15 protein-coding genes are annotated in these 26041 nt (G+C 54.8%); 7 read left to right on the top strand and 8 right to left on the bottom strand.

Annotation, left to right across the window (positions count from 1 at the left end):
• Positions 1–166: 166 nt before the first annotated feature.
• Positions 167–346, bottom strand: a complete 180-nt coding sequence (locus M0G74_RS05515; RefSeq protein WP_160153715.1) for a hypothetical protein — start codon at positions 344–346, stop codon at positions 167–169.
• Positions 347–376: 30 nt separating this feature from the next.
• Here M0G74_RS05515 and M0G74_RS05510 point away from each other — a divergent pair, with 30 nt between their 5' ends.
• Complete coding sequence (locus M0G74_RS05510; protein WP_248216163.1) at positions 377–1999, top strand: electron transfer flavoprotein-ubiquinone oxidoreductase; 1623 nt, start codon at positions 377–379, stop codon at positions 1997–1999.
• Between the two features lie 154 nt (positions 2000–2153).
• On the opposite strand, the gene M0G74_RS05505 is transcribed toward M0G74_RS05510, so the two are convergent.
• The 4 genes from M0G74_RS05505 to M0G74_RS05490 form a co-directional block, all read right to left on the bottom strand.
• Positions 2154–4886, bottom strand: coding sequence for a TonB-dependent receptor (locus M0G74_RS05505; RefSeq protein WP_248215452.1), 2733 nt, complete (start codon positions 4884–4886; stop codon positions 2154–2156).
• A 114-nt stretch (positions 4887–5000) separates the two neighbouring features.
• A complete protein-coding gene (locus M0G74_RS05500) occupies positions 5001–6638 on the bottom strand; it encodes a serine/threonine protein kinase (RefSeq protein WP_248215446.1) in 1638 nt (545 codons plus the stop codon).
• Between the two features lie 269 nt (positions 6639–6907).
• Positions 6908–7462 (bottom strand): DUF1285 domain-containing protein, encoded by a 555-nt coding sequence (locus M0G74_RS05495; protein WP_248215444.1) that lies wholly within the window; start codon positions 7460–7462, stop codon positions 6908–6910.
• Positions 7455–8153, bottom strand: a complete 699-nt coding sequence (locus M0G74_RS05490; protein WP_160153720.1) for a TetR/AcrR family transcriptional regulator — start codon at positions 8151–8153, stop codon at positions 7455–7457. The genes M0G74_RS05495 and M0G74_RS05490 overlap by 8 nt, the downstream gene beginning before the upstream one ends.
• A 477-nt stretch (positions 8154–8630) precedes the next feature.
• Between M0G74_RS05490 and M0G74_RS05485 the strand changes: the two genes are divergently transcribed.
• The 3 genes from M0G74_RS05485 (at position 8631) to M0G74_RS05475 (ending at position 16323) form a co-directional block, all read left to right on the top strand.
• The gene (locus tag M0G74_RS05485; RefSeq protein ID WP_248215442.1) at positions 8631–11231 is read left to right on the top strand and encodes a M9 family metallopeptidase; all 2601 of its coding nucleotides are present in this window, start codon (positions 8631–8633) and stop codon (positions 11229–11231) included.
• A 153-nt stretch (positions 11232–11384) separates the two neighbouring features.
• On the top strand, positions 11385–13196 hold the full coding sequence (locus M0G74_RS05480; protein WP_248215441.1) for a collagenase: 1812 nt from the start codon (positions 11385–11387) through the stop codon (positions 13194–13196).
• 289 nt (positions 13197–13485) lie between these two features.
• Positions 13486–16323, top strand: coding sequence for a TonB-dependent receptor (locus M0G74_RS05475; protein ID WP_248215438.1), 2838 nt, complete (start codon positions 13486–13488; stop codon positions 16321–16323).
• 251 nt (positions 16324–16574) lie between these two features.
• Here the strand turns inward: M0G74_RS05475 and M0G74_RS05470 are convergent, their stop codons facing one another.
• Complete coding sequence (locus tag M0G74_RS05470; RefSeq protein WP_248215437.1) at positions 16575–19529, bottom strand: TonB-dependent receptor; 2955 nt, start codon at positions 19527–19529, stop codon at positions 16575–16577.
• 169 nt (positions 19530–19698) lie between these two features.
• On the opposite strand from M0G74_RS05470, the gene M0G74_RS05465 reads away from it, so the two are divergent.
• Together M0G74_RS05465 and M0G74_RS05460 are read left to right on the top strand one after the other, a co-directional pair.
• Complete coding sequence (locus M0G74_RS05465) at positions 19699–21045, top strand: MFS transporter (RefSeq protein ID WP_248215435.1); 1347 nt, start codon at positions 19699–19701, stop codon at positions 21043–21045.
• 64 nt (positions 21046–21109) lie between these two features.
• Positions 21110–22210 carry a Xaa-Pro peptidase family protein gene (locus M0G74_RS05460; RefSeq protein WP_248215433.1) on the top strand — a complete coding sequence of 367 codons (1101 nt, stop codon included), beginning with the start codon at positions 21110–21112 and terminating at the stop codon, positions 22208–22210.
• On the opposite strand, the gene M0G74_RS05455 is transcribed toward M0G74_RS05460, so the two are convergent.
• The gene (locus tag M0G74_RS05455) at positions 22194–23459 is read right to left on the bottom strand and encodes an FAD-dependent oxidoreductase (RefSeq protein ID WP_248215431.1); all 1266 of its coding nucleotides are present in this window, start codon (positions 23457–23459) and stop codon (positions 22194–22196) included. The genes M0G74_RS05460 and M0G74_RS05455 overlap by 17 nt on opposite strands.
• 4 nt (positions 23460–23463) lie before the next feature.
• Complete coding sequence (gene pepQ / locus M0G74_RS05450; RefSeq protein ID WP_248215429.1) at positions 23464–24843, bottom strand: Xaa-Pro dipeptidase; 1380 nt, start codon at positions 24841–24843, stop codon at positions 23464–23466.
• A 295-nt stretch (positions 24844–25138) separates the two neighbouring features.
• On the opposite strand from pepQ, the gene M0G74_RS05445 reads away from it, so the two are divergent.
• The gene (locus tag M0G74_RS05445) at positions 25139–26038 is read left to right on the top strand and encodes a dihydrodipicolinate synthase family protein (protein WP_160153729.1); all 900 of its coding nucleotides are present in this window, start codon (positions 25139–25141) and stop codon (positions 26036–26038) included.
• Positions 26039–26041 lie beyond the last annotated feature (3 nt).

Raw genomic sequence — 26041 nt, 5'->3', positions numbered from 1 at the left:
GCAGCCTCCCGGCCGAGTCCTATGGCGGCCCTGCCAAACCCGCCACAAGCGAGCAAATTCAGGCACCTGTGAGCCAGCCTCAAGTTCAAACAGTTGTTTGAGCGGCGTGTATGTTGGCCCTTTCACAATCCAAAATCAATAGTTGAATAGTAAGCCTAGCAGCCATTCACAGGATCAATTTCAGGCCATAAATCCGCCCTATTCCGAACCGCAAAAAACGCGCAATTACGCCGCTTTTGCCAGCAGAAATGAAAACTCCTGCAATTGGTAGGCCCGGCTGTTCACCGATATAATGCGCCAGCTTATAAATTGCCTGCCATAATTCGGCGGCTGAATAATTAGACATGCTGAGGAGTGACCTGTGGAACGCGAGTCAATGGAATACGACGTAGTCATCGTCGGTGCGGGCCCTGCCGGACTTGCCGCTGCGATCAAGCTGCGCCAGATCAACGAAGACATTTCCGTCTGCGTGGTGGAGAAAGGCTCCGAAGTGGGCGCGCATATTCTTTCAGGTGCCGTGTTCGAACCCACCGCCCTGAACGAACTCTTCCCCGACTGGAAAGAGCGCGGCGCCCCACTGGAAACCGCGGTCAACGGTGACGACATCTACGTCCTGCGCGGCCCGGAAAAGGCACTCAAAGTCCCGAACATGCTGGTTCCCAGCACCATGCATAACGAGGGCAACTACATCATCAGCCTGGGTAACCTGTGCCGCTGGCTTGCCGAGCAGGCAGAAAACCTGGGAGTGGAGATTTTCCCCGGTTTTGCCGCTGCCGAAGTCCTCTATAACGAAGACGGCTCCGTAAAAGGTATCGCCACTGGCGATATGGGCGTCGGCATCAATGGCGAACAGAAAGATTCCTTTATGCCGGGCATGGAGCTCCATGCCAAATACACCCTGTTTGCCGAAGGCTGTCGCGGCCACCTGGGCAAGCAGCTGATCGCCAAATTCTCCCTGGATGCCGACCGCGACCCGCAGCACTATGGCATCGGCATCAAAGAAATCTGGAAAGTTGACAGCGCCAAGCATAAGCAGGGCCTGGTGGTACACACCGCGGGCTGGCCGCTGGATGAATCCGGTAGCGCGGGCGGTGGCTTCCTGTACCACCTCGAAGACGACCAGGTTGTCGTAGGCCTGATCACCGATCTTTCTTACAGCAACCCCCATGTCAGCCCGTTTGACGAATTCCAGCGCTACAAGCACCACCCGGTAATCAAGCAGTACCTGGAAGGCGGCCAGCGTGTGGCCTACGGCGCGCGCGCCATTGTCAAAGGTGGCCTGCAGTCGCAGCCCAAGATGACCTTCCCTGGCGGCCTGCTGATTGGCGATGATGCCGGCACCCTCAACTTTGCCAAGATCAAGGGCAACCACACGGCAATGAAGTCCGGCATGCTGGCGGCGGAGTCTGTGGCCGAGGCATTGAAAGCGGAGCGCGGCAACGACGAGCTGGGCGATTACAGCGAGCGCTACAAAAACAGCTGGGCCTGGAAAGAACTGCACATGCAGCGCAATTTCGGCCCTGCCCAGCACAAGTGGGGCAATATCTTTGGCTCCGCCTATGCGTTTATCGACATCAACCTGTTCAAGGGCAAACTGCCCTGGACCCTGAGCGATAGTAAAGCAGACCACGCACAACTGAAGCCGGCTGCGGACTGTAAAAAAATCGCCTATCCGAAACCGGATGGTGTTTTGAGCTTTGATAAGCTGTCTTCGGTGTTCATTTCCAACACCAACCACGAAGAAGACCAGCCCTGCCACCTGACCCTAAAAGATGCGGATATTCCGCTGAACCACAACCTGCCGATTTACGATGAACCGGCTCAGCGTTACTGCCCTGCCGGTGTCTACGAAGTCATCGATGAGGGCGACAGCAAGCGCTTCCAGATCAACGCGCAGAACTGCGTCCACTGCAAAACCTGCGACATCAAGGATCCGACCCAGAATATTGTCTGGATCACACCGGAAGGTGGCGGCGGTCCTAACTACCCCAATATGTAATCCAGTCGTTTGTATTAAGGGCACCCTAGGGTGCCCTTTTTTGTACCCGACTATCGCCAATAAAAAAGCCGGACTCTATTGCTAGAGTCCGGCTTATTAAGCATTCCGTGTTGGTTTAGCTATTTGCTTCCAGGAATCTTGTTTTCGTGTCGCATCAGAACTGGTACTGCGCGCTCAGAGCAAACGTCTGTCCCGGCTTCTCTTCAAACACGATTACGCCAGAGCGCTCAATTTCGATCGCCTCATCCAGAATGTTCTGCATCTTGGCCTTGACCGTAATTTCCTGAGTCGGGTACCAGGAGTAAGTCAGATCCAGAGAGTGAAACGGTTTCTCGAAGGCGTCCGGGGCACCGTTACGGCCAGCCAGGTAGAGGCGATCGCCGAAAACGTTGTAACCCAGTGTTGCAGAGTGCATGCCATCGGGAGAATCAAAGCCCAGCATGCCGTTTACCACATACTCGGAAGCACCGGTCATCTCACGCACCGGATTGGTCGGCGCGTCCGCTTCGATACCGGCTACCAGCTCGGTTTCCTGAACGGTTACGTTACCCTGCAGGAAAAAGCTCTCCATGAAGGATCCCATGAAGCCCAGGTTTTTCAGGCCTTCGATTTCCATACCGGTGATTTCACCAGATTCTGCATTGATGATTTCACGAGCCACGTTGGTATCACTGGAACCCGCTTCGAAGAATTCGATCGGGTCAACGATATCCTTGTAGTAGGCGGAAAGCGTCAGGCTGTCGCCCTCGTCGAAGAACCACTCGGCACGGATGTCGAAGTTGGTAATCTCGGAAGGACGCGCATTCGGATTACCCTTGATCTGCTCATCAGTGATGGGATCAATGTAGATAGCATCGGTAATTTCACGCAGGTCAGGGCGAACAGCCGTCTTACTGGCACCGAAGCGCAGCTGGAAGGTTTCCGCCCAGAAAGCCCCCATATACGTCAAAGACAAAGACGGATACACAGCGTCATCAACGTAAGTTGCTTCTGCGAGGGATTCTTCGTCGGTGGCAATCTGCGGATTGTCGACGGTATAACCGTAGGGGTTCCAGTCGAGCGCGACCTGATTGTACTCTTCCCAACGGGCACCAGCGGATGCGCGCCAGGTCTCATTCAGAGTCCAGTCCACCTTACCAAAAGCTGCTTCGGTGAGGGTTGCCGCAATATAACTTTGCTTGTTGGTATTGGCACCCACGCGGTCGAAGACGAAGTTGTTGTCCGGATTGGTAATGTTCTCATCACCAAATACATCACCGAGGTCACCGGCCATGGATCCAGAATCGGCAACGTCAAAGGCGTCGAGGCGCAGCTGGGTCTGTTTATAGGTACGACCTTTCTCGGTACGGGCAAAGCCACCAATCAGCTCGAGCCTGGAGCTCGTAAATTCCACCGGCAGGGTCGCGGACCAACCGTAGTTGATGACATTGTCTTCCAGTTCGGTAAAACGATAATCCGCACTTTTGGTACCCACACTGACGCTGGAGCTGCGAGTGTGCCCAGTATTCGGGTCGGTAATCGTATCGGCGTACACATTCACTTCACTGGGGATATCCGTGGTCGCCACCGCATCCGAGTAGAACCAGTCGACCGTCAACTCTTCCGGCGCCCAGTTCAGCAGGCCACCGGGAATCAGCGCCTTGGTTTCAGGGCCAATGGAGTGCTCACCATTGACCTGGTTTACACGCATTTCACGCTCTTCAAACTTCAGGGAGTATTCACGATTGCCGCGGCCATCGGAAAGCTGGCGGTTTTCGTCGAAGTAATCCCGAATGGAAGTCTCGTCGTCGGTATTGCGAAGGAACAGGCTGGTGGTAGAAATGCTGTGCTCGTCGGCAAAGCGGATACCCAGATTCAAGTTGCCGCTGGCATCTACGGAGTAGGTAGATTCTTTCTTGGTATCAATCTGCTCTTCCGGCTGGCCGTAATCCCGCGCGAAGCGCGTGCTTTCGTTCCAGCGGCTCTTGTAGGATGCACCTGCCAGGAAACCGATTTCCCAGTTGTCGTTCAGGTAGAAACGATTACCCACCGCACCTTTGGCATCGTACTGCGGGTCAACGGTATCTTCCTCGATGCTGATATCGCGGTTCAGGTTCAGAGCCAATTCGCGGTTCAACGCCTGAGCAGCGGCAGTCGCCGCGGCGTCGCTGGCGAACTGCTGGCCTTCCTGCACCAGTGTTTTGCGGATGTTGCCGACACTGATATCGCCCTTGAAGCGCTGCAGCGCAGAGGCAATGCCTTCTGGCATTGCGCGGGTGCCATCGTCAGTTCCGAGGTTGTCGTCACCGCCACCCTGATAGCTCAGTACACCACCACTGGTTTCAGTGTTGCTACCGGTCCCGAGCTCCACGAAATAGGTCAGGTCATCGGGGATGGATTTCGTACGAATGTCGACGTTACCACCACCGAAGGTAGCGGCCTTGTCTGCCGAATAACTTTTCTGTACCGCAAGTGAATCCACCACCGAGGTTGGAAACACGTCCAACGGCACAACGTTGCGGGTCAAATCCGGGGACGGCACAGTAGCACCGTTCAGGGTGGTGCTTGAATAGCGCTCACCAAGACCGCGCACGTATACAAACTTATCGTTCACTAGGGACAGACCGGACACACGACGCAGTGCGGCGGCCACGTTGGAGTCCCCTACTCGGCCGATCATTTCGGAACCGAGAATATCTGTGACCACTTCTTCTTCCAGGCGCTCGAATACCAGAGACTCGGCAGAGTCCTGCAGGCGACCTTGCACCATCACTTCTTCTAATTGCTTCGCTTGCTGCGCCGCCATTTCGTCGGTGGCAATCTCTTGCGCCCAAAGTTGCGGAGCAAAAGCTGAGGCCGTGGCGATAGCCAGTACCAGCGGCGCTCTCTGAAATTTTGCGTTCTTCATTTTCCAGGCCTCAGTTTTCCTGTTATTTACTGTGGTAGAAGCAAACAGGGCGCCGGCTCCCGTTTTGAAAGCGGCGCCCTGTAGATCAGGGCATAAGCCCTAATCTTTTACGGCTTATTCAAACCACAGCGGCTTGGCACGGCTGCCCTGGTGCAGACCATAGGTCCAACCTTGGGTCCAGTCGCTGCCACCCTGAGACAGCGCACCCAGGTAAGCGCGCTCTACCGGGCTTACAGTGGTAGCGGCGTCGTCAACGATCATGCCGTTGATGGAGAAGATGGCCGGAGTACCTTCCAGCAACTGCAGCTGGGTAGCGATGCTGGCAGTCGGGTTTACCGCCGCATCAGCGAACTGGTTGCCATTGGCTTCTGCCCAGGCTTCCAGGTCGGCCATGTCACCTTTGGTCTTGTCTTCACAGGCGAAGATGTTGGAGGTGATGAAGGCTTCATCGGCTTCCAGAGCGGCGACCGTCTCGGCGCTTTCTACACGCAGGCAGTAGTTGCTGCCTTCAACACCGTTTTCGTCCGCTTTAAAGGAAGCGACAACCAGAGAATTGGTAATGGTCGGGTAGATACCCTCACGGAAGCGCCAGCCTGCACCCGGATCGTGAGTACCTTCAGACTGTGGAGACACGATGCAGGTCAGACCGTCGATTACCGGACGGCTGTTGATGCCTTTGGCAATCAGGTCGGCGTTGCGCGCTTCACCGTCTTTGTAAGAACCAATACCGTCGGATTCAATACAGTGGTTGCCGTCGGTTTCGCTCTGGATTACCAACGCATTGGTGATGGTGCCGCGGTAGCCTTCATCAATGTCGATGGAGTCGTCGCGCACGTACAGCGCCACGTAGTTCTCAATGCTTACAGCACCGCCGAAGAACTCGATACCGTCGTCGTATGTGGAGTAAGCCTGCAGGTTTTTAACCACAGTGCCGCTACCTACGGCGTCAAACGCAATGCCGTTCAACTCGTCGCCGTTGGCAACCTGAGCACCGGTGTGCTTGACGCGAACGTAAGTCATTTCACCAGAGCTATCTTCGTTGTTGGCGCCGCCGTAGTTGGACTGGTCGTCGCCGGCAGCGCCTTCCGCCAGAATGTGGCATTCGCCATCCAGCGCCAGAGTGCCCGCATCCAGGTTACCGGTGTAGGCACATTTGTTGGTTACGCCGAAGCCGTTGATGACCATGCCGCCCCACTGGGAAACATCTTCAGGACCTACCGCGCCGCGAACATCGGACTCAGAAGTAAAAGTAATCGGGGCAGATTCAGTACCGCGAGCAAACAGCTGAGAGCCGCGGTTAACGACCATAAATGCGGAGTTGTCTTCGAAGGCTACGGTGGCGCCGGCCTGAATTTCCAGAGCCACACCGTCACCGCCCTTGGCGATACCGGCGGCAGCCATGTCGGCGTCAGAGTCAAAGTTTTGACCAACAAACAGGCTACCAGAAAAAATGTGCGCGCCGCCGTTCGGCAGGGCCGGCAGATACAGATCTTCAACCAGTGGGTTGGCGGAAGATACGAAATCAGTGCCGTAGCTACAGTGAGTACCGTCGTAGGAACCCTGAACGCCTGAGCCAGCCATGGTGGCACAAGGGTTATTGCTATCATCGCCACCGTTGTCCGGATTGGTCACGGAGTTATCAACGGAATTATCGTTGGTTTCAGGCGCAATATTGATACCGCCGCTATCACAACCAGCCAGCAAAGCAGAAATCGCAGCTGCCAGCAGCAGCTTGTTGGATACAAGTTTCATGAATCCCCCTAACAAGGATGAAGTAAATTAATCCGTGACTATTTTTTTAAATGCCAAAGCAATTTGGACGAGGGGGAGTCTAGGAATGGAGTGTTGCGAAAATGTTACGAATGAAAGACGCGAAGAAGAAATTCGAAGAATTTATGCAAAAATATTTCATTGTGAAATATTAATGACAGATATATTTATTTAGTGTTTCAGGGATATTTCAAAGACATCCCGAAGGGACAAAAAACAGACAGGAAGGTGGCGCGGAACTAACAGGAACCTCAATACTCACCGAGCAAAAATTCTTCGCCATTACTTTTCAGCCATAACTGGCACAATCGCGCTGGCGGCTCCTGTGGCGCTCTTGGCTCTGCCCAGTCTATTAGCTGATAGTAAACATCCCGCGACATGCGCCCCTGCAAACCTGGACGTACATCAATATAGGGTATGGGTTGCGGAGGGTCACCAAATGGCTTGAGCAGCAGCGGGTGATCTTTATCCAGAGATACAACCTCACCGGTATTAGTGGTGAGCAAGATTTGATCGCCTTCGCGGGCAGCCTGGGTGATCAAAAAAGGAACATCTTCAACGCGGATACGCCACTTTTCGACCGGAGTCACCAGATAATAGTGGCGCCCTTCCCGCTTGAGGATACTGGCAAACAGTTTCACCAGAGGCAGGCGCTTGATTTCGCTACCCTCGTGGATCCAGTGACCATCGGCCTGAATGACCAGGTCCATATCACCACAGAGATCAGGGTTCCAGGCCTCCACCGGAGGTAGGCCCGGAAATTCCTGCTGGAGCTTCTCAAGCTGCTTGAAGAGCGGTTCAGCCAAAACTACCGCCCGAAGCACTGGGAGGGGTTTGTGCGACCTGCGAGGATTGCGGTTCACCACTGCTGCGGCGGCCAGACATATCGCCGATATGCACGCCCACATCCATAATGAACTCCATCAGACCCTCGCGATCCTCGATCACATCCGAGAAGGACTTGGAGTGATACAGCTCAACGGCCCCCTGAACCAGCGCCCAGTAGGTGGAGTAGTAGTAATAGGCGGGCACTTTCTTCAGCACCCCCTGTTCCATCCGGCGCTCAAAAACACGGTTTAGCGCCGAAGCGTTGGAGTTCCGCAGGGCGTGTAGCTCGGCGATCATCTCCGGGGCAAGATTCAGGGCAATGACCTTCTCTTCCAGGCGTTGGAACAGGCGATCACGCGCCGGATCCGCCATTCGCGACTCGAAGTAGGCCCGGGCGGGCGCGGTAATATCGCCCTGCTCCGCAGTCGCCACGGCACTCTTGAGGCGTTCAGTCAGGGACTTCTCGTAGTCCATCAGTAGCCGCATATAAATCTCTGTTTTAGAGATGAAATGCTTGTAGATGGTGCCCTTGCCGATATCAACGCGCTCGGCGATCTGCTCCACAGTGACCTTTTCTTCACCATGCTCAAGCAACAGCTCCAACGCCGCATCCAGGATACGCTGCTCCCGTGCGCGGAACCGCTGAACCTTCTCTTTTGCCTTATCCATACTTCCGACCTTAGCTGTCCGTGAATTTGGAGACTGAAATTGACTATTCATTCATGAATGATAGGCAATTCCCCCGGAATGGAAAAGGATTTCCCAAATTCGACAAGGGACTCCGCGCCTAATTGATAGGAGAAACCTGCGCCAATAGCACAATTTCCCGCCGGTGCGACCAAAAAGCTGGATCCCAGCCTCTTCCGCCCTTCTTAAATTTAGCGCTTATAGCTCAGATCACCTGATCTTTTTTTGAACGACTTTTCTTCCTTCATACGCTGCCCGTCCCACCGGGAAGCTTTGTCCGCCAATGCCCGCCAAAAGTGTGCGCCAGGACCAAAAAAAACTCTGGGCGCAATGGTATGTTTTTGCACGCACAATAACAAAAGGGCCCGCTATGACGTTATCCATCTGATGACCTGTGGGGCAGTTGGCCACTTTCGCAACTGTCGCACCGCTATAAATCCTTATAAAGAAAGAGAGAACATGAAAAATAATCACATAACCCTGTCCATACACGGACTACTGACGGGGCTTGCAGCAACGCTGCTCGGGGCAGCACTCCAGGCTCATGCAGCGCCGATGCCGGCCACGCCAACTACCAGTACGGCTTCCGATTTCACGATCAGCGCCCCGGTAGAGCCCAGATACAACCCAGAGCAGTTGCAGCAGGCAACACCTCAAGTCGCCACCTTACAACTCCAGAACTTCTCGCTTCTGGCTGTCGAGCCACTGGCCACATGCGATGCAACAGGTTATGCGCAATACAGCGGCCAGGCGCTGGTGGATCATATCCTCCAGTCTGAAAGTAGCTGTATCAACGACCTGTACGACGGCAACAGTACGAGTTTTGCCAGCTTTACCAACCAGAAGATGGTCACGGTCGCCAATGCTGCACAGCAAATGGCGGCAGACTATAGCGCCGCCGATGGCGATGCCAGTATCAACAAGCTGTTCTACTTTCTCCGCACCGGTTACTACATCGAGTACTACTACCCGGATGAGGTCAGCTTTTCCAGCAATGTACAGTCCGCCGTTGTCGGAGCGCTCGACACGTTTATCGCCAACCCGGACTTCTATGCATTGTCGAGTACAAACGGTAGCGCCACCATCGATGCCATTGTCCTGATCGATAGCTCTGAAGAAAACACCCGCTATCTGCCCATGGTCAAAGAGTGGCTGCAGCGGTGGAATGCGCAGGCGGCCGCCATCAGCAGTATGCGCGCGTCGGTTAACGGAATCTTCACGGTGCTCTTTCGCGGTCACTATTCCAGTACCTTTGTGAGCACAGCCGGTAGCGATACCCAATTGATGCAATTGCTGGGTAACTTCGCACGCTCTGACTGGATGCTGGATTCCGAAGCGCAGTTCATGCAGGAAAATGCTGCCCGAGAATTGACCCGCTTCCTGCAACACACAACCAGCCCGGCCTACGATACCGTGGTCGCGCAAACCCAACAGGTTCTCGACCGCTACAGCATGATGGGTACCGGTCAGGGTGTCTGGATCGCCGCAGCAGGCAATGCGGATTACTACGGTGATTGTGCAGACTTTGACATTTGCGGATTCGAAGAAGACCTACAGCAACAGGTACTGGCCAATAACTACACCTGTAGTAGCAGCCTGAAGATCCGCGCCCAGGATATGAGCACGGTGGAATTTGCGGATTCCTGTGATCAACTGGCCGACCAGGAAACCTACTTCCACCAGTTGCTCAATACCAACTACAACCCGGTCGCCGATGATCTGAATACAGATCTTGAAGTTGTCGTATTCGACGATTGGGATGAGTACAACACCTACGCCTCCCTGTTCTATGGCATCAACACCAATAACGGCGGCATGTACCTGGAAGGCGACCCCGCCACGGAAGGCAATCAGGCACGCTTTATTGCCCATGAAGCCGACTGGCTGCGTCCGGATTTTGAAGTCTGGAACCTGACCCACGAATATGTCCACTATCTGGATGGACGCTTCAATCTCTATGGTGGTTTTGGCGATGCACAAACCGGCAGCCACAAAATCGTCTGGTGGATCGAGGGTCTGGCCGAATATGTGTCCAAGAAAGACTACAACGACTCTGCGGTAGACCTTGGTCGCAGCGGCACCTATAACCTGAGTGAAATTTTCGGGAATACCTACAGCAGTGGTCAGGATCGAGTCTACCGCTGGGGTTACCTCGCCGTGCGTTTCATGTTTGAAAAACACCACAACGACGTGATCCAGCTGCTCAGCTACCTCCGCGCGGGCAACTACGATGCCTACCTGAACTACGTAAACAATATCGGCACCAGCTACGACAGTGAGTGGCAAACCTGGCTACAGCAGGTCGAAAGCACCACTGACGGTGACAATGGTGGTGATGACGGCGGTGATGACGGTGGTGACAATGGCGGCGGCGACGATGGCGGCGATACCGGAAGCGACACCCCCTCCCCCATTGTCAACAATCAGGAAATCACCGGCATTTCCGTCGCCACTCAAGGCGAAGATACCCTCTACTACATTGACGTTCCCGCCAATGCCGAGAGCCTGAGTATTGCCATCAGTGGCGGCACCGGCGATGCGGACCTCTATGTACGCCACGGCAGCGAACCCACCGACAACAGCTACGATTGTCGCCCCTACATTGGTGGCAATACGGAAGTGTGCGATATCGCCAGCCCGCAAGCCGGCCGCTGGTACATCCGGTTAAAAGCCTATTCCGCGTTTTCCGGGGTAAACCTGCTCGCAAGCTTTACCGAGGCAGCGACACAAGCGTGTAGCGGTACTCCCGTCGGTTACGGAAACCTGGAGCTGAATACCAGTACCTGTATTACGGATGGCAATAGCATCAACTATTACTATACCTACATCCCCGCAGGCACGAGCTCCCTCACCATCAAACTGTTCGGTGGTGAAGGTAATGGCGACTTGTATGTCAACGATGCAACCTGGGCCAGTAGCAGCGACTACGATCAAAGGTCCACCAACAGCGACAACAACGAGTCGATTACCATAAACAGTCCCGACAGCGGCTGGTATTACTTCTCGGTGCTCACCAGCGAAGGCTTTAGCGGCGCCGGTATTCAGCTGATTGCCAATTGATCGCTGGCCATCCTTTATTGTCTTGATTCATTTTATCCCGGCCCTGAAGGCCGGGATTTTTTGTCTTGCGCCACCACGAAAGAACCACTTCTCTCTATTCGCCGCCCCCACACTTTGTTATTGTGCATACAATAACAAAAAGGAGCTAAGCGAATGCTGAAACACCATCGACCCCCATCCCGTGCATTGCGACTGTGGACGACAGCCGCCATCGTACTGCTGGCCCTGACTTCCGGGTGTGACCAAACCAGCACCAATCGATTAACAACACAATTGAAGAGCCCGGATACCGAACTCTGGTCAACCGGCGATCTCCATCAAACTCATCAGTTCACCGCTGCACTGGCGCAACTCGATCAGCTTTCTGCAGATTCGACGGCGAATTTTGATGACCTGGACGCACTACTCTATTATCTGCGCGCCTACAGTTACTTCGGGCCCCTGGAGAGTATTGATGATTTACAGTGGTTCACCCTGGATAAAACTCTGACCCAACTGCGTCAGCATCAATTATTTGTTCAGCAAAATGATCAGGGGGCGCGGTTACAAGAGCATTTCGCGGTTACCCTCTACCGCTACTACAACCGCGCGCCACTCTCGGCCCGGCTAGCGCCGCATCTCGACACGGTATACGCCCTCCTTAACCGATACGCGCTGAACGCCCCTAAAACAAAAAGCCCGCAAAGTGCACAGGAGCGCTACACCCTCTGGGAGACCTACCGGAGCATCGGGTTTCTCGCCTACGAGGCGCGAAGCAAACCGCTCGTCAAACAGGCGCTGCTTGCCAACACGCCATCCACCGAGGTTCTTATCCGCAACGCGCAAGCGACACCGGACGCTGCCGAAATCGGTCTCTGGCGCCTACAGCATGCTCTCTGGGCTTTAGGCAACCTTCAGGTCATTGTTGACGAAGACGAAAATCGCACAGCGCTGGATGAAACCGTATGGCGACTGCTGTCGAAAGACCTTCCATTTCTCACAACAGAGGATCAGCGCAAGCTCTATACCCGGCCCTATCTGGTTACCTCCTTTCGTGGAAAAAGTGCCTGTGACGACGAGTTTCCGGGGCGCTGCCATTACCCCACGGAAGAGCAGGCACTGCCGATCCAGCACAGTTGTTCACCCACCCTGCTTATCCGCGCGAATAGCATCAGCAATCCTGCACTGGCTGCGGCCTGCGAAACCCTGCTTGCCCAGGAGGGGGACTTTCACCACAAGTTGCAAAGCGATCACAAGCCCGTGGATCAGGACCATAACGATCGCCTGGAAGTCGTGGTTTTTGATAACTACAGCCAGTACAACGAGTACGCGGCCCTGCTGTTTGATATCAACACCAACAACGGAGGCATGTTCCTGGAAGGCGACCCGGGCGAAAAAGGTAACCAGGCACGGTTTATTGCCTTTGAAGCCTTCTGGATGAATCCCGATTTCAGTATCTGGAACCTGGAGCACGAATATGTGCACTATCTGGACGGCCGCTTTAACAAGTGGGGTGGCTTCGGGCATTTTCCCAGTCATATGGTGTGGTGGTCCGAGGGGCTCGCCAATTACATTGCCCAGGGACAGCACTACGACAGTGCGGAACGCGACCTCCACAATACCCGCCCTTCGGAATACCCAACGCTGGAACAGATTTTCGCGACCACCTATGACGACGGTGGAGCACGGGTGTATTCATGGAGCTACCTGGCCATCCAATTCCTGTATCAACAGGACCCAGACAGTCTCGCTACACTGGCCAGCTACCTGCGCAAAAATGATTTCGACGGTTATCGCAAGCAACTCGATCAATATTCAGGGCAGTGGCAAAGTGAATTTTTTGCCTGGCTCGGCCAACTGACACCATCGGAACTGTCTACTCCCACAGAGGAGAAGCTGCCCCGCAAGCTTTACCGCTATCTCTACCGGGATTACCTGCAACCCGCTGATCTTCCCGAAACACCTCAGCACCGCCACCACAGCTGAGGCCGTAAAGCTTTACTGCCCTAGCGTACTTCCCGGGACCTGAAGGTCCCGGGATATTCGAACGCCTTCCCATCTGCGCACGCCTTTCCAACTGCGCACGCTCTCCCAACTGCGCACGCTCTCCCAACTGCTCACGCCTTCCCTACTGCTATTGCCTTACCCACCCTGCGTATTTTGCACATGAGCTATTTACAGCTATTGCACACAAAGTAATTATTGGTTAGCCTTAATTTGATCTTGTGTACCAAGTAAATAAAAGTTGAACATAACAATAATCGGGTAAATCACGATGCAGACATCAAAGAAGTTACTGGCTCTCACTATTGCTGCCGCCGCTGGTCACGGTGGACTGGCACAGGCTCAAACTCAGGATAACGCGCTGGGTGATGCAAGCCTTGAAGAAGTGATTGTTACCGGCTCACGTATCCAACGCAGCACCTTCGACAGCCCCTCCCCCACCTCAGTGATCGACAAAGAGTCCATCAAAATGACCGGGGAACTGAACCTCAACGAGGTCCTGTCCACCATGCCGCAGTTTGGTGCCGGCTATGATTCCACCTCTGGCAGCTACTCCTTTGGTAACTCGGGACTGAATGCACTGGACATGCGGGACATGGGCGTAATTCGCACCCTTTCCCTGGTCAATGGACATCGTCCGGTCCAGATCACCACCGACAGCAATACGATGGTGACGGAGATCGGCATGATCCCCAGTGAACTGGTAGAGCGTGTTGAGGTACTCACCGGAGGCGCCTCCGCGGTATACGGCGCAGACGCTGTTGCCGGGGTGGTGAACTTCATCCTGAAAGACAATTACGAGGGCGTGTCCATTCGCTCGCAACTGGGCACATCGGAAGAAGGTGGTGGCGAAACCGGCGGATTGACGTTCACCTTTGGTGAAAACTTTGCCGACAACCGCGGCAACGTGGCCTTCTCCCTGGACTACTTCGAACAAAAACCACTGCTGTTTCGCGACCGCGACAATGCTGCTGGCCGCACACGCTATATACCCAACCCCAAAAATACCGGCCCGGAAGATGGCATCCCGGATTTCATCATCCACAACAACATCACCTACCCGGATTTCAACATCGCCGGCAACGTCTTCGGCATGTGGAACAATGAATACGGGGATCTCGACTGGTATGGTATTGACGGTGACACTGTCCGCTTGAGAACCCCGGCATCGGCACTCTCACAAGGCTGGATGGCGACCGATGGCAGCGGGTTTGACCCCAATGCCTATAACTTCGCACGCAGTCCGTTCGAGCGATTGAACGGCTACAGCCGCGTGACCTATGAAATTACCGACCGCACCCGATTGTCGGCGGACCTGATGTATTCCAACACCAAGTCCTACGACGAAATTGACCCGGACTTTATCTGGGGCACCTGGGTAACACAGGAAGGCCTTGAAGCCAGCGGTATCACGGTTCCCAATTCCGTGCAGCAACTTCTAACCGACTACGAAGACAACTGGCTGCAAATCCCCTACACCTTTGCGAGTGCCGGCCCTCGCTGGCACACGAACGACCGCGAGTACCTCGCGCTAAGCGCCACTCTGGAGGGCGAATTCGATAACGGCTGGTACTGGGATACCTATATCAACAGTGGTTACACCGATACCCAACTCACCCAGGGCAACAACCTCCGCTACGACCGCATCGACACCAGCACCTTTACCCTGATCGGCCCCTGTGCTGTAGCGGGTAATTGCCCGGAATTTTCTCCACTTACACAGGCCTCCCAGGCGGTCAATGACTATGTCATGACCAACCACGACACCAACACTCAAGTCGTGCAACACGCCTTCGCCGCAAACATAACCGGCGATCTGTTCGCATTGCCTGCCGGAATGGTGAAATTCGGCACGGGCTTTGAGTCCCGTTACGAAAACCTCGACTACCAACCTTCCGAACTGTGGCAGTCCGGTCTGCTCAGCTCGCAACAAACCCCCATTGACGACAAGAGTCGCACCGTTCACGAGGTATATAGCGAGCTGCTGGTACCGCTGCTGGCAGACCTTCCTCTGATGGAGTCACTGGAGTTTGAAACCGCCGTGCGCGCCGCCGAGTACTCCACCGAGGCTGCCAACTTCACCAGTTGGAAAGCCGGCCTGAACTGGGCGCTGAATGACAGCGTACGATTCCGCAGCGTCTACTCCCTCGCTGTGCGTGCACCACAATTGGGGGAAATGTTCCTGGGTACCAGCATCGGCTATTCCGATCTGACAGACCCCTGTGATGCCGATCAAATCGATGGTGGTCCGGACGACGGGCGGCGCAAAGCAAACTGCACAGCGCTCGGCATCCAGGAAAACTGGGATTCCAACCTGAAAGGACAGCGCGGCCAGGTAATCTCCGAAGGTAACGATGCACTGCGTGAAGAAGATGCCACTACCTTTACCGCAGGGTTCGTGTTCACGCCCTCCTTCGCTGAGGACCTGAAATTTTCCATCGACTACTACGATATCGACCTCACCGATATGATCGTACGCTTCGGGGCCAGTAACACGCTTGCCTTGTGTGTCGATTCCGAGAGCATCAACAATGACTTCTGTACCCAGGTAACCCGACTGGCGAACGGTGATGTAGAGTCGGTGCGCGACACCTTCATCAATGCTGACGGCGCGCGTCGCACCGGTATCGATATTGAAGCCGACTACCGCTTCAATCTGGAAGATACCCTGGGTCTACCCGGTGATCTGCATTTCAACCTGGTAGCCAACCGCCAGCTGGAAAGCTCCTACACCTCCACCAACAACCTCACCGGTGAGCTGGAAACAACGGACTACGTTGGCGAATTTGGCACTCCCGAATGGAAAGCCGATTTCACGACTACGTATTACATCGATGACCTGTCCCTGCGCCTCACCAGCAAGTACACCCAGGGTGGCCCGATTGATCTGGACGGTCGCAGTGAACGTTACGAAAGCAGCGTCGTCGAAGACTCCCTGTACTTCAACCTCTGGTCCGGTTACCAGGTAACAAAGTCCACCCAGCTCTACCTGGGCCTGAACAACTTCACCGATGAAACCTGGACGGATCATCCCTCTACCTCCTACGGATCCGCGAACTATTCCTTGCTTGGTCGCTACCTCTACGCAGGTGCCAGCATCAAGTTCTGAACCCGGGAAATCACAGGAAAGATCAAATCACCTTCAAGAGTCGACTCCTAGTCACCCTGTACTCACAGGACCTTGCCCCAAAGGGGATTGTCGGAGAATGTTGTACCTCTCTGCTTACGGCGCCGCTCTGCGGCGCTTTTTTTTGGGCAGCAAACTTCGATAGCGATTTATTTCAATACCTTTATTCGAGACAAAAAAATCCCGGCTTGTGGCCGGGATTTTTATTTGCCTTACGGGTAGCAAGGTCAGGTCTAGAAGTCGTAGCGAGCAACCAGGCTGAAGTAGCGTGCGCGGCTTCGCATTTCTGTCAGACCATAATCCGGGTTGGTGATCAGGCCATTGGTACCCTGAACCGAGCGGATTTCATTCACATCCAGCGCGGCATCGTCATTCAGAGCGTTGTAGATGGTGCCCTTCAACAGCAGGTCACCATCCAGCAGCGGCATGCGATAGGCCAGTGACAGATCCAACTGTTTGCTCCAGGGCAAGTTGCCGGCGGAGCCACGCGGTGCGGGATTGCCATTCTCGTCGTAGAAAGAGACCTCACCGTAGTACTGGCTAATACAGTCGCTCCAGGGACTACCCTCGGCACAGCTGTCTACACCCACCGGATGGATACTGAAGTAGTTTTGCGGGCGCCCGGATACCACAGAGGTAACAAAACCAAAGGTCAGGTCATCGGTCAGGTCGTAATAGCCGTTCAACTTGAAGGCGTGGCGGTGATCGTTGGGCAAATCACCATAACTGTGGTCCATCAAGTCAGCGTAGTCGTAGGAGGTTGTCCAACCGGGATCCGCCTGATTGTTGTCCGTACGTACCAGGCCCTCGGTGTTACCGTAGCTGTGGGACCAGGTGTAGGAAGCATCCAGGAACAAGCGCTCGGTATACTGACCGCGGAGAGACGTTTCCAACGCGAGATAGCGACGTGAAGCCTTCGGTAACGCCAGCTCCTCAGCGGAAAGGTTTACGCTATCCAGCTCACCATCGCCGTCAAAGTCGTAACGGATGTTGACATCCTCACCCGGGTTTAACAGTACGTAATAGCTGCTCTGCCCAACGTTGTCTTCAATCCCATTCGCTTCCAGGTAATTGCTGAGTACCGGGCCGATATCGGCGTCTTCCACCGAGCGTTTAAGATCCCGGTAAACACCGCGAACGCCCAGCACCATGCCATCCAGTACCAGGGTTTCCATACCCAGCGTAAATTCGTCGGCATACATGCCTTCGAGATTTCCACTGGCGATCAGCTCCGGCTCTACAATACCCTGCTGGCGCACCCAGCTATGGAGCAGCGCACCGCGGCTGGGAGAGCCGTCTTCATTCAACAGCACACGTTTATTGGCGTCCATTTCGCCTGGGGCATAGTAATCAAACGTTTCCCGAGAATAGGAACCCTGAGTGATATTCATGTTGGCAGATACCGGCTGGTAGTAACGACCAAAAGTCGCAAACGCCTTACTGTTGCCATCCCCATTGAAATCCCAGATCGCCTGAATACGCGGAGAGATACCGTCGTTTTCTACAAACGCTTCACCGCCGGTTACGGTATTTTCGAATTGCTCATAGCGTGCACCGAGATTCAAGGTGAAGTCATCGGTGACCGACCAGGAATCCTGCAGGTACAGCGCTGTTGCAGATACTGTGGAATCGGTACCACGCACGCGAATTCTGCGCTGAACGAGATTGGTGCCTTCAGGCTGCAGTGATGGATCGTTTACCGTCGCCAGACGTTGTTGCCACCAACCGCGAGCGTCGCCCTCCCCGTTCTGGTTTTCCTGATAGAACACATCCACACTGCTGTAATCCACCCCGACTTTGATCGCGTGATCCAGCAAGTCGTAGCTCAGGTCGAGCCTTACCTGATCACGTACGTAATCTTCATCGTAAATGGTCGAGTCACTGTGATTACTGAAGCTGACACAGGTTGCGCGACAGTCGTACACGGAAGGCAGGTTATTGAGCGCGGAGTTGTAAATCGTTTCCTGGGTACGCCCAGCGGTAACATCGAGTATCAGGTCGTCGCTGAGGCGTCCGTTATAGTGTGCGCCGTATACCTGCCCACCTTCACGGCTTTTCGTGCGCCCCAGGCCGCTGCCAACCTGATTTTCTTCCGGATCATAGGCGAAGCTGTGGTATTCCCCGTTTTCCTCGTTATTGATCGCGGTAAAATCAATCGCGTGGTCATCATTGATGAACCAGTCCAGCTTCACCAACCAGCGATCTTCCTCCCGGGTACGATCGTAATAGCTTGAGCCGCTCGCCCAGGTGTCGTCTGTTTTACGTGGGCTATACAGGGCATAGAAAAAGGCCTTGTCCTGCACGATAGGGCCGCTGGCCCACACTTGCGCCTCCTGGAAATCCATAGCGCTTTGGCGCGTATTGATCGAGTAGGCACCGGCTGCGTTAGTTACGGAGTCATGCTGACTGCGGAGCGAATCCGGATCCATGCGCAGCTGCGAACCGAAATTGAATTCATTGTTGCCGGATCTGGATACGGCATTGATGATCCCGCCCAATGCACCGCCGAATTCCGGGTCGATTGCACCGGTCTTCACCTGTGTCTGGCTGATTGCCTCCCATGGCAGTGCAATGGAGCCGAGACCGGTTTTGATGTTGGAAACATTCAAACCATTCAGGTAGTAGCCGTTTTCCGCAGACGAGGCGCCACCGAAGCTGGAAGCCCCGTTGAAGCTGCTACCACCGGGTATTACCACACCCGGAGCCAGCTGCGCCATGGCCTCGAAGCCAGTATTCACCGGCAGCAATTCCAGCTTTTCCTGGGTGATTACCACACCTGCAGTGGAGGAACCGGTATCGACAGGCCGCTGCATGCTCCCGGTTACTTCCACCACTTCTAGAACCTCGCCAGGTACTGCGAGCGTGCCATCAAAGACAACCGCCTGCCCTACCCGCACCAATACCTCTGGCACATTCGCGCTTCCATAGCCCTCTTTTTCGAAACTCAGGGAATATTCACCGACCGGCAAATTGCGGAGGCTGTATTCCCCCTTTGCGTTACTGGTCACGGTTCGCGTAAATCCCTTGCCCGTATGGGTAACCGTAATCTCTGCGCCCACAAGTGCTTCACCGGTGGAACTGACTATCTGCCCCTTCAGCGTACCACCGGAAGTATCAGCGGCCAGCACACTGGCACTCGCCAGGGTAGCGCTGACAGCCAGGGCTAATAGCTTCTTCTTGATTTCCATGATCTCTAAACCCTCTTTCCTAAGTTTGTTTATAGGTTTCGTTATCTGTTTTGTACGAGGTCTGCGCCAAATATTTTTGCACGCAATATCAACTAAAACATATTGTGTGTACAATGACAACAAATGAGGAGCGCCCGAACAGTGAATAAAAAACAGCAAGAGGTGAGCGATGACGTCTATTTCAACAACAATAAATACACAGACAGAAACCCCGCAGAATCGAGGCTATTTCCCGTCGAGTTTCTATGTCGCAAATGTGATGGAAATCTTTGAGCGGTTGGCGTGGTACGGCTTCTTTACCCTCTCATCGCTCTATATGACAAACAGTGTGAGCCAGGGCGGACTCGGACTCAGTGACGCGGAGCGCGGGACCATTCAGGGCGTGATTCCCTTTTTGCTGTATCTGCTCCCGGTATTCACCGGTGCCCTCGGAGATCGCTACGGCTACAAACGCATGTTTTTCCTGGCCTTCGCGATCATGACGCCGGGTTACTACCTTCTCGGTCAAGTCTCCGGATTCTGGCCGTTTTTTGCCGTTCTGTTGTTTGTTGCCATCGGCGCAGCGATATTCAAACCACTCGTGGTGGCTACGGTCAGCCGGAGCACAAACGACGGTAACCGCGCCCTGGGGTTTGGTATTTTCTACACCATGATCAACGTAGGCGGTTTTGTCGGGCCGATCGTTGCGGGCCTGGTGAAGGGGATCAGCTGGGACTGGGTGTTCTCAGTCGCCGCCTGCTGGATTGCGGTGAACTTCCTGCTATTGCTGTTTTATCGCGAACCCCGCATCGCTGACTACACGCCGGCATCCCAGTCGCGATCAAGATCAGATCAGAGCGTATTCAGTGATATTGCCCAGGTACTGAAGAATCGCCGTTTTGTGGTGTATCTGCTGCTGATGTCCGGGTTCTGGGCCTGCTATAACCAACTGTTCCTGACCCTACCCCTGTACCTTCGGGATTTTGTCGATACAGCGCCACTACTGGCCTGGGTTAAATCCTTCAGCCCATCCGTCGCCGGCGCCATCAGCGAAGGAAACCAGGGACAAATCAGCCCGGAATTTATTACCGCATTCAACTTCGGCAGCATTCTGATACTACAAATCGGTATCAGCCAGCTCAGCAAACGGTTTGCATCACTACAGGTTCTGATATCCGGAACCTGTGTAATGGCCGCCAGCTTCTTATGGATGGGATTCGGCCCCGCCATCGGCGGCGCCGGTATCGTGCTCGCGGTCATTGCCTTCTCGGTAGGTGAAATGCTGACCTCACCAAAAAGCCAGGAGTATGTGGCTGAATCCATGCCTTCTGCGCAGGCAGCCCTGTTCATGGGCTACTACTTCCTATCCATGGCACTGGGCTTTCTGGCAGCCGGCTTACTGTCTGGTTGGGGCTATGGCTATGTAGCAAAAACACTCGGCAGGCCCGACTGGATGTGGGGTGGTTTTGCCGCACTCTCTGTCTGCTGTGCCTGCGCATTACTCTGGTATCACCGGTGTTTACCCAAAATCAGTTAAACGCAAGCAGTAACCCGAACAGACGTCACTTCAATCCTAATGACCGAATAATCCAGGTACACACATGACCCGCCTACAAAAACTGCAGAAAACATTTTTCGGACTCGGTATCGACGGCATGCTGATTACCAGTATGCCCAACCTCCGATACCTTACCGGCTTTGCCAGCGATGAACAGGGCGTTGCAAGCCTGCTGCACGCCGGAGATCACGCTTTCCTCATTACCGACTATCGCTTTGGTGAACAGGCACAGGAACAGTGTGCAGGCAAAGAAATGGAAATTATCGTGCGCGACCGCGCGAAAGAATCCCTCGGCCAGACGATTCAGCGGCTAGCACTCGGTTCGGGCCGAGCCAGACGGTTGGGCTTTGAGCGCGACCACATCAGTTACAGCCAGTGGCAGGCCATCGCCGTGGATCTGGCCCTGGACCCCGGCGGGTTTAAGCCACTGAGTGGCATAGTGGAAAAGCTGCGCCGAAAAAAGGAGCCATCGGAGCTCGAGCATATGCAAAAGGCCGCGCGCATCGCCGATGCGTCACTGGAGCAACTGCTCAGCAAACTTCGCCCTGGAATGACCGAACGCGAAGCTGCCGTGGCACTCGAGCACGCATTGATGACCTCGGGCTCAGAAGGTACCGCCTTCCCTACTATTTTTGCCTCTGGCCCACGCAGCTCGCGCCCACATGGCATGCCGTCTGAGCGACAACTGCGGACCGGCGACATGATTACCATCGATTTCGGTGCCGTGATTGAAGGGTACCGTTCCGACATGACACGCACAGTGGTACTCGGCAGAGCCAGTGAACAACAGCGGGAAGTGTACGGATTGGTAAAAGACGCTCAAAAGCTGGGCGTGGATAGTGTGATGGCTGGAATACCCTGCTCTGAACCGGCAACCATCGTGGCTGAATTTCTAAGCAAAACCCCTTATGCGCGCTTTGCGGGCGACGGGCTCGGGCACGCCATTGGCCTGGAAACACATGAGAAGCCATATTTCACTGCGGGCGACGACACCATCATTGAGCCCGGCTTCGTCATGACGGTAGAGCCGGGAATTTACATTCCCGGCTGGGGCGGCGCGCGCATTGAGGATGACATTGTGGTTCAGGCCGAGGGAATCGAGATGCTAACCCAATTCCCCCGGGACCTTATTGAAATCGCTTAATACTGAATGGGGAAAGGTCAATTTCCGGGGCCTTTCCCTCCAGCTCGTCGGCAAGTAACTCTGCGGTTATGGCCGCTTGCGTAAGACCCAGGTGTTGATGTCCAAAGGCAAAGGCGACGCGAGGATGATGCGGTGCAATGCCCAGTACCGGCAGCGAATCTGGCAATGAAGGCCTGAACCCCATCCAGCGGTGCGCCCCGGTGTTACTGATGTCCGGCAGTAGCGATTGCGCATGGTCAAACAGAATATCCGCACGCGCAAAATTGGGCTCTGCGTCCAGGCCGCCCAGCTCGACGGTACCCGCCAGGCGTAGCCCTTCCTCCATCGGAGTCATAACGAAAGACCGCTCGAAGGACACCAGCGGGCGCGAGATATTGGTCCCGGGCTGCGGCAGCATCAGGTAATAGCCTCGCTCGGTATCCAGTGGCACCTTGTATCCCAGTTGTTCCGCGAACACTTTCGACCAGGCACCGGTGGCAATCACCAGCCGTCGGGAACGGATACTTCGCCCGCTGGAAAGACGCACATCCATGGCGTCTGCCGTTTGCTGCAGGCCAACGACCTCTTCCTGTAGAATTTCCCCACCGCTGTTTTGAAATCTATCGGCGAGCGCGGTGACCAAACGGTACGGATTCGCAGTGTGTGCAGTACGCGGAAAAAACAGGCCACCGACAACGCCCTTGCCAAGAGCAGGCTCCAGTGCCCGAACTTCATCGCCTGACAGAGACTCGATTTCAACGCCATACTCCCTGAGCAAATCAACCGTCGCCCGATTCCTGCCAACGGAGTCCGGGCGTTCGTAGACGGTGAGTGCTCCGCGTTTGGTCATCAGGTCCGTCAGCCCGGTGCGTCCCAGCAACCGGTCGTAACTTTCAATAGAGCGACCGTTCAGGGCCCGCAAATGCTGGCAGGACTTTTCGACATTGGCGGGCGCCGCGGCAACGGCAAACCGCAGCAGCCACGGCAAGACTTTGGGGAAATAACCCCAGCGAATAGAGAGCGGCCCAAGCGGATCCAGCAACAGCTTGGGTACCGACAGGATCGTTTTCATATTCGCCAACGGCAACACCACATCCGTGGCGAAATGCCCTGCATTTCCGTAGGAACAGCCGCGCCCGGGAGAATCCCGGTCAACCAGTGTCACCTGATGCCCGCGGTGCTGCAGCTGCTCTGCCAGGGCTACGCCGATAATGCCCGCCCCGATAATAACCAGTTCGCGGGGATCGGTTGAATTGCTGTCTAGTGGCATCTGCTCAACCCACAGGCTCAATGGCGGTGACTTTCAAAGCATTGACCCCGGCTTCACGCGCCAGCGCCGCAAAGGCATCACGGGACTGGTTTTCAACCCGGTCTTCGTGCACCAATATGCAGTCTTCCACTCGTACCCCACCATATTTCTTGAACGCGTCGACCTTTTCCCAGTTGACCCTGTAACTGTGCTTACTTCTGGATAATTCGCCGAGCAGCATATCCATAAAATAGATTCCCGGTTCAATGGTGAGCGCCTGCCCGGCTTCGATATTTCTCGCATTTCTCAGGTATGGCGCACGCGGGTCACGCAGGCGCGGGCGCTCACGGGGAGCCATCAAGTAGCCGCCTACGTCGTGCACCTGCAGGCCAATAAAATGGCCGAGACCACAAGGGAAAAACACATTGGTAATACCCTCTACCACCATATCTTTGGGCGACATCATTACAAAGTCAAAATCCCGCAGGATGCAGGCGATCAAGTAATGGGCTCGCCAGTGCAAATCGGCAAAGTTCTGACCGATTGCGACTTCGGAAACCAGCGTCTGTTGTGCGGTGTCCAGAGCTTCGAGCAGTTTCGCATAATCGCCGGATCGAAACGCATAGCTGCGGGTAATATCACTGGCGTAACCGAGGTAATCCGCCCCGGCATCAATCACCAGCGAATGGATATCTGCAGGCGACATTTTTTCACGATCGGCACCGTGGTAATGCAATACGGAACTATGAGAATTCACCGCCACGATATTGCCATAAGGCAATTCCGCTTCCAGCACCCCGGCGCCTGCGAGGTATGCGTGATGAATGCCCAGCTCTGTTGCGCCACCCATAAAGGCATCCTTCGCGGCCAGGTGTCCTGCGGCACTCAAGCGATTGGCCCGACGAAGGCACTCCGCTTCATAGGAGGTTTTGTACGCGCGATGGTAGTGGAGCTCATCGATTAACCCCGATGGGTTCGATTGTGACTTGGGCAACTGCGGAAAGCAGGTGCTGTCTTCCCCAATCAAGGCGCAGCCCTCGGTATCACCTGCGAGCGCGCTGATGACATCGTCGAAGGATGTGGCGAGCTCAATGTCAAATGCATCTACCCAGTAACCTTCCGGATCCGCGGGTGGCTTGTGCCAATAATCTTCCGGCTGAAAGTAGATCAACCTGGGTTTTTCCCCGGGGCGAAAATCAATTGCGCAGTGCGGATGTTCGAGCAGCGGAACCCAGTGTTTGAAATGGGGGTTCACTTTGAAGGTGTAGTGGTTATCGTCGAGAAACGGCAACTTGGGCGTGCCCGAATAGATGACCAGACGGCTAAAGCCGTGAAACGCCATCGCGCGGCTGTGGCGCCGGATAATTTCCTCAATATGTAGTTGATACAGGTTAGCCAGTGACATGGGTCGCTCTTCCGGTGGTGGTTAGCAATTTACTGTTGTTCTTTGCCTTCGACCTGTCCGCCGTTTCGCCGCCCATTCCCCCCGGGAGAGGACAAAAAGCGAAATTAATGTTGACAGCCTTCGAAAACTTTATTTATTGTACACAATAACAACTAAACGCAAAGGGCTTTTTTAAAAGTACGTTGATGGACAGTTGATTCACAAAAGTGCCGAGACACTTTTGCCGCGTCCCTTGCTCGGCCCTTGTTGCCCCTTTGCACCACTTAGCACCCCTAGCCCATGATGAGGAAGTCACATGCAAATCGATTGGAGCGGCGTTTTCCCCGCAGCAACCACACAGTTCAACGCCGATGAGAGCCTGAATATTCCGGCCACCCTCAAGCATCTCGATGTGATGCTTGAAGCAGGAATCAATGGCCTGGTAATGCTGGGTACCGTGGGAGAAAACTGCTCTCTCAGCCAGGATGAAAAAATTGAAGTACTGGCGGCCACTGTGAAACACGTAAATGGCCGGGTACCGGTACTCACCGGGGTGTCTGAATACACCACCACCCAGGCCGGCAACTTTGCACGTGCGGCAAAAGAAGCCGGTGTCGATGGCCTGATGGTATTGCCGCCCATGTCCTACAAAGCCGATGCGGATGAGATCGTCGCGCATATTCGGGGTGTTGCCGCTGCAACGGATCTGCCGGTGATGGTGTACAACAATCCCGCCTGCTACGGCGTGGATGTGTCCGCAGCCGCAGTCGCCGAGCTGTCCCAGGTGAAAAACATCGTCGCCGTGAAAGAAGCCTCTGACGATCCCCGGCGCCTGACAGACATCGCCAATCTCGTCAGCGATGATTTTGTTCTTTTCTGTGGTGTTGATGACCTTGCGCTGGAAAGTATTGCCCTGGGGGCCCACGGCTGGATCTCGGGACTGGTCAACGCCTTCCCGCAGGAAAACCGCCTGATGTGGGACCTGGCCACCAGCGGAAACTACGACGAGGCGCGTAAGGTGTATCGCTGGTACACCCCCCTGCTCCACCTGGATACCAAGCCCAAACTGGTGCAATACATCAAACTCGCGGTGCAGGAATGCGGACTCGGCAGCGAACAGTGCCGCAACCCGCGCCTCGCGCTTACCGGTGCCGAGCGGGAGTCTGTGCTGGAGATCATTCACACCGCGATAGCCACTCGCCCGGCCATCCAGTAACAC

It is taken from the genome of Microbulbifer sp. CAU 1566 (assembly GCF_023156515.1).
GTDB lineage: Bacteria > Pseudomonadota > Gammaproteobacteria > Pseudomonadales > Cellvibrionaceae > Microbulbifer.
This window is presented reverse-complemented; position numbering and strand designations above follow the sequence as displayed.

What these genes read in the sequence shown, in the direction of transcription:
- M0G74_RS05490 (WP_160153720.1), bottom strand. Translation starts at nt 8,153, where the DNA reads ATGGATAAGGCAAAAGAGAAGGTTCAGCGGTTCCGCGCACGGGAGCAG.
- M0G74_RS05465 (WP_248215435.1), top strand. Translation starts at nt 19,699, where the DNA reads ATGACGTCTATTTCAACAACAATAAATACACAGACAGAAACCCCGCAG.
- M0G74_RS05480 (WP_248215441.1), top strand. Translation starts at nt 11,385, where the DNA reads ATGCTGAAACACCATCGACCCCCATCCCGTGCATTGCGACTGTGGACG.
- M0G74_RS05455 (WP_248215431.1), bottom strand. Translation starts at nt 23,459, where the DNA reads ATGCCACTAGACAGCAATTCAACCGATCCCCGCGAACTGGTTATTATC.
- M0G74_RS05505 (WP_248215452.1), bottom strand. Translation starts at nt 4,886, where the DNA reads ATGAAGAACGCAAAATTTCAGAGAGCGCCGCTGGTACTGGCTATCGCC.
- M0G74_RS05510 (WP_248216163.1), top strand. Translation starts at nt 377, where the DNA reads ATGGAATACGACGTAGTCATCGTCGGTGCGGGCCCTGCCGGACTTGCC.
- pepQ (WP_248215429.1), bottom strand. Translation starts at nt 24,843, where the DNA reads ATGTCACTGGCTAACCTGTATCAACTACATATTGAGGAAATTATCCGG.
- M0G74_RS05500 (WP_248215446.1), bottom strand. Translation starts at nt 6,638, where the DNA reads ATGAAACTTGTATCCAACAAGCTGCTGCTGGCAGCTGCGATTTCTGCT.
- M0G74_RS05445 (WP_160153729.1), top strand. Translation starts at nt 25,139, where the DNA reads ATGCAAATCGATTGGAGCGGCGTTTTCCCCGCAGCAACCACACAGTTC.
- M0G74_RS05485 (WP_248215442.1), top strand. Translation starts at nt 8,631, where the DNA reads ATGAAAAATAATCACATAACCCTGTCCATACACGGACTACTGACGGGG.
- M0G74_RS05470 (WP_248215437.1), bottom strand. Translation starts at nt 19,529, where the DNA reads ATGGAAATCAAGAAGAAGCTATTAGCCCTGGCTGTCAGCGCTACCCTG.
- M0G74_RS05460 (WP_248215433.1), top strand. Translation starts at nt 21,110, where the DNA reads ATGACCCGCCTACAAAAACTGCAGAAAACATTTTTCGGACTCGGTATC.
- M0G74_RS05515 (WP_160153715.1), bottom strand. Translation starts at nt 346, where the DNA reads ATGTCTAATTATTCAGCCGCCGAATTATGGCAGGCAATTTATAAGCTG.
- M0G74_RS05475 (WP_248215438.1), top strand. Translation starts at nt 13,486, where the DNA reads ATGCAGACATCAAAGAAGTTACTGGCTCTCACTATTGCTGCCGCCGCT.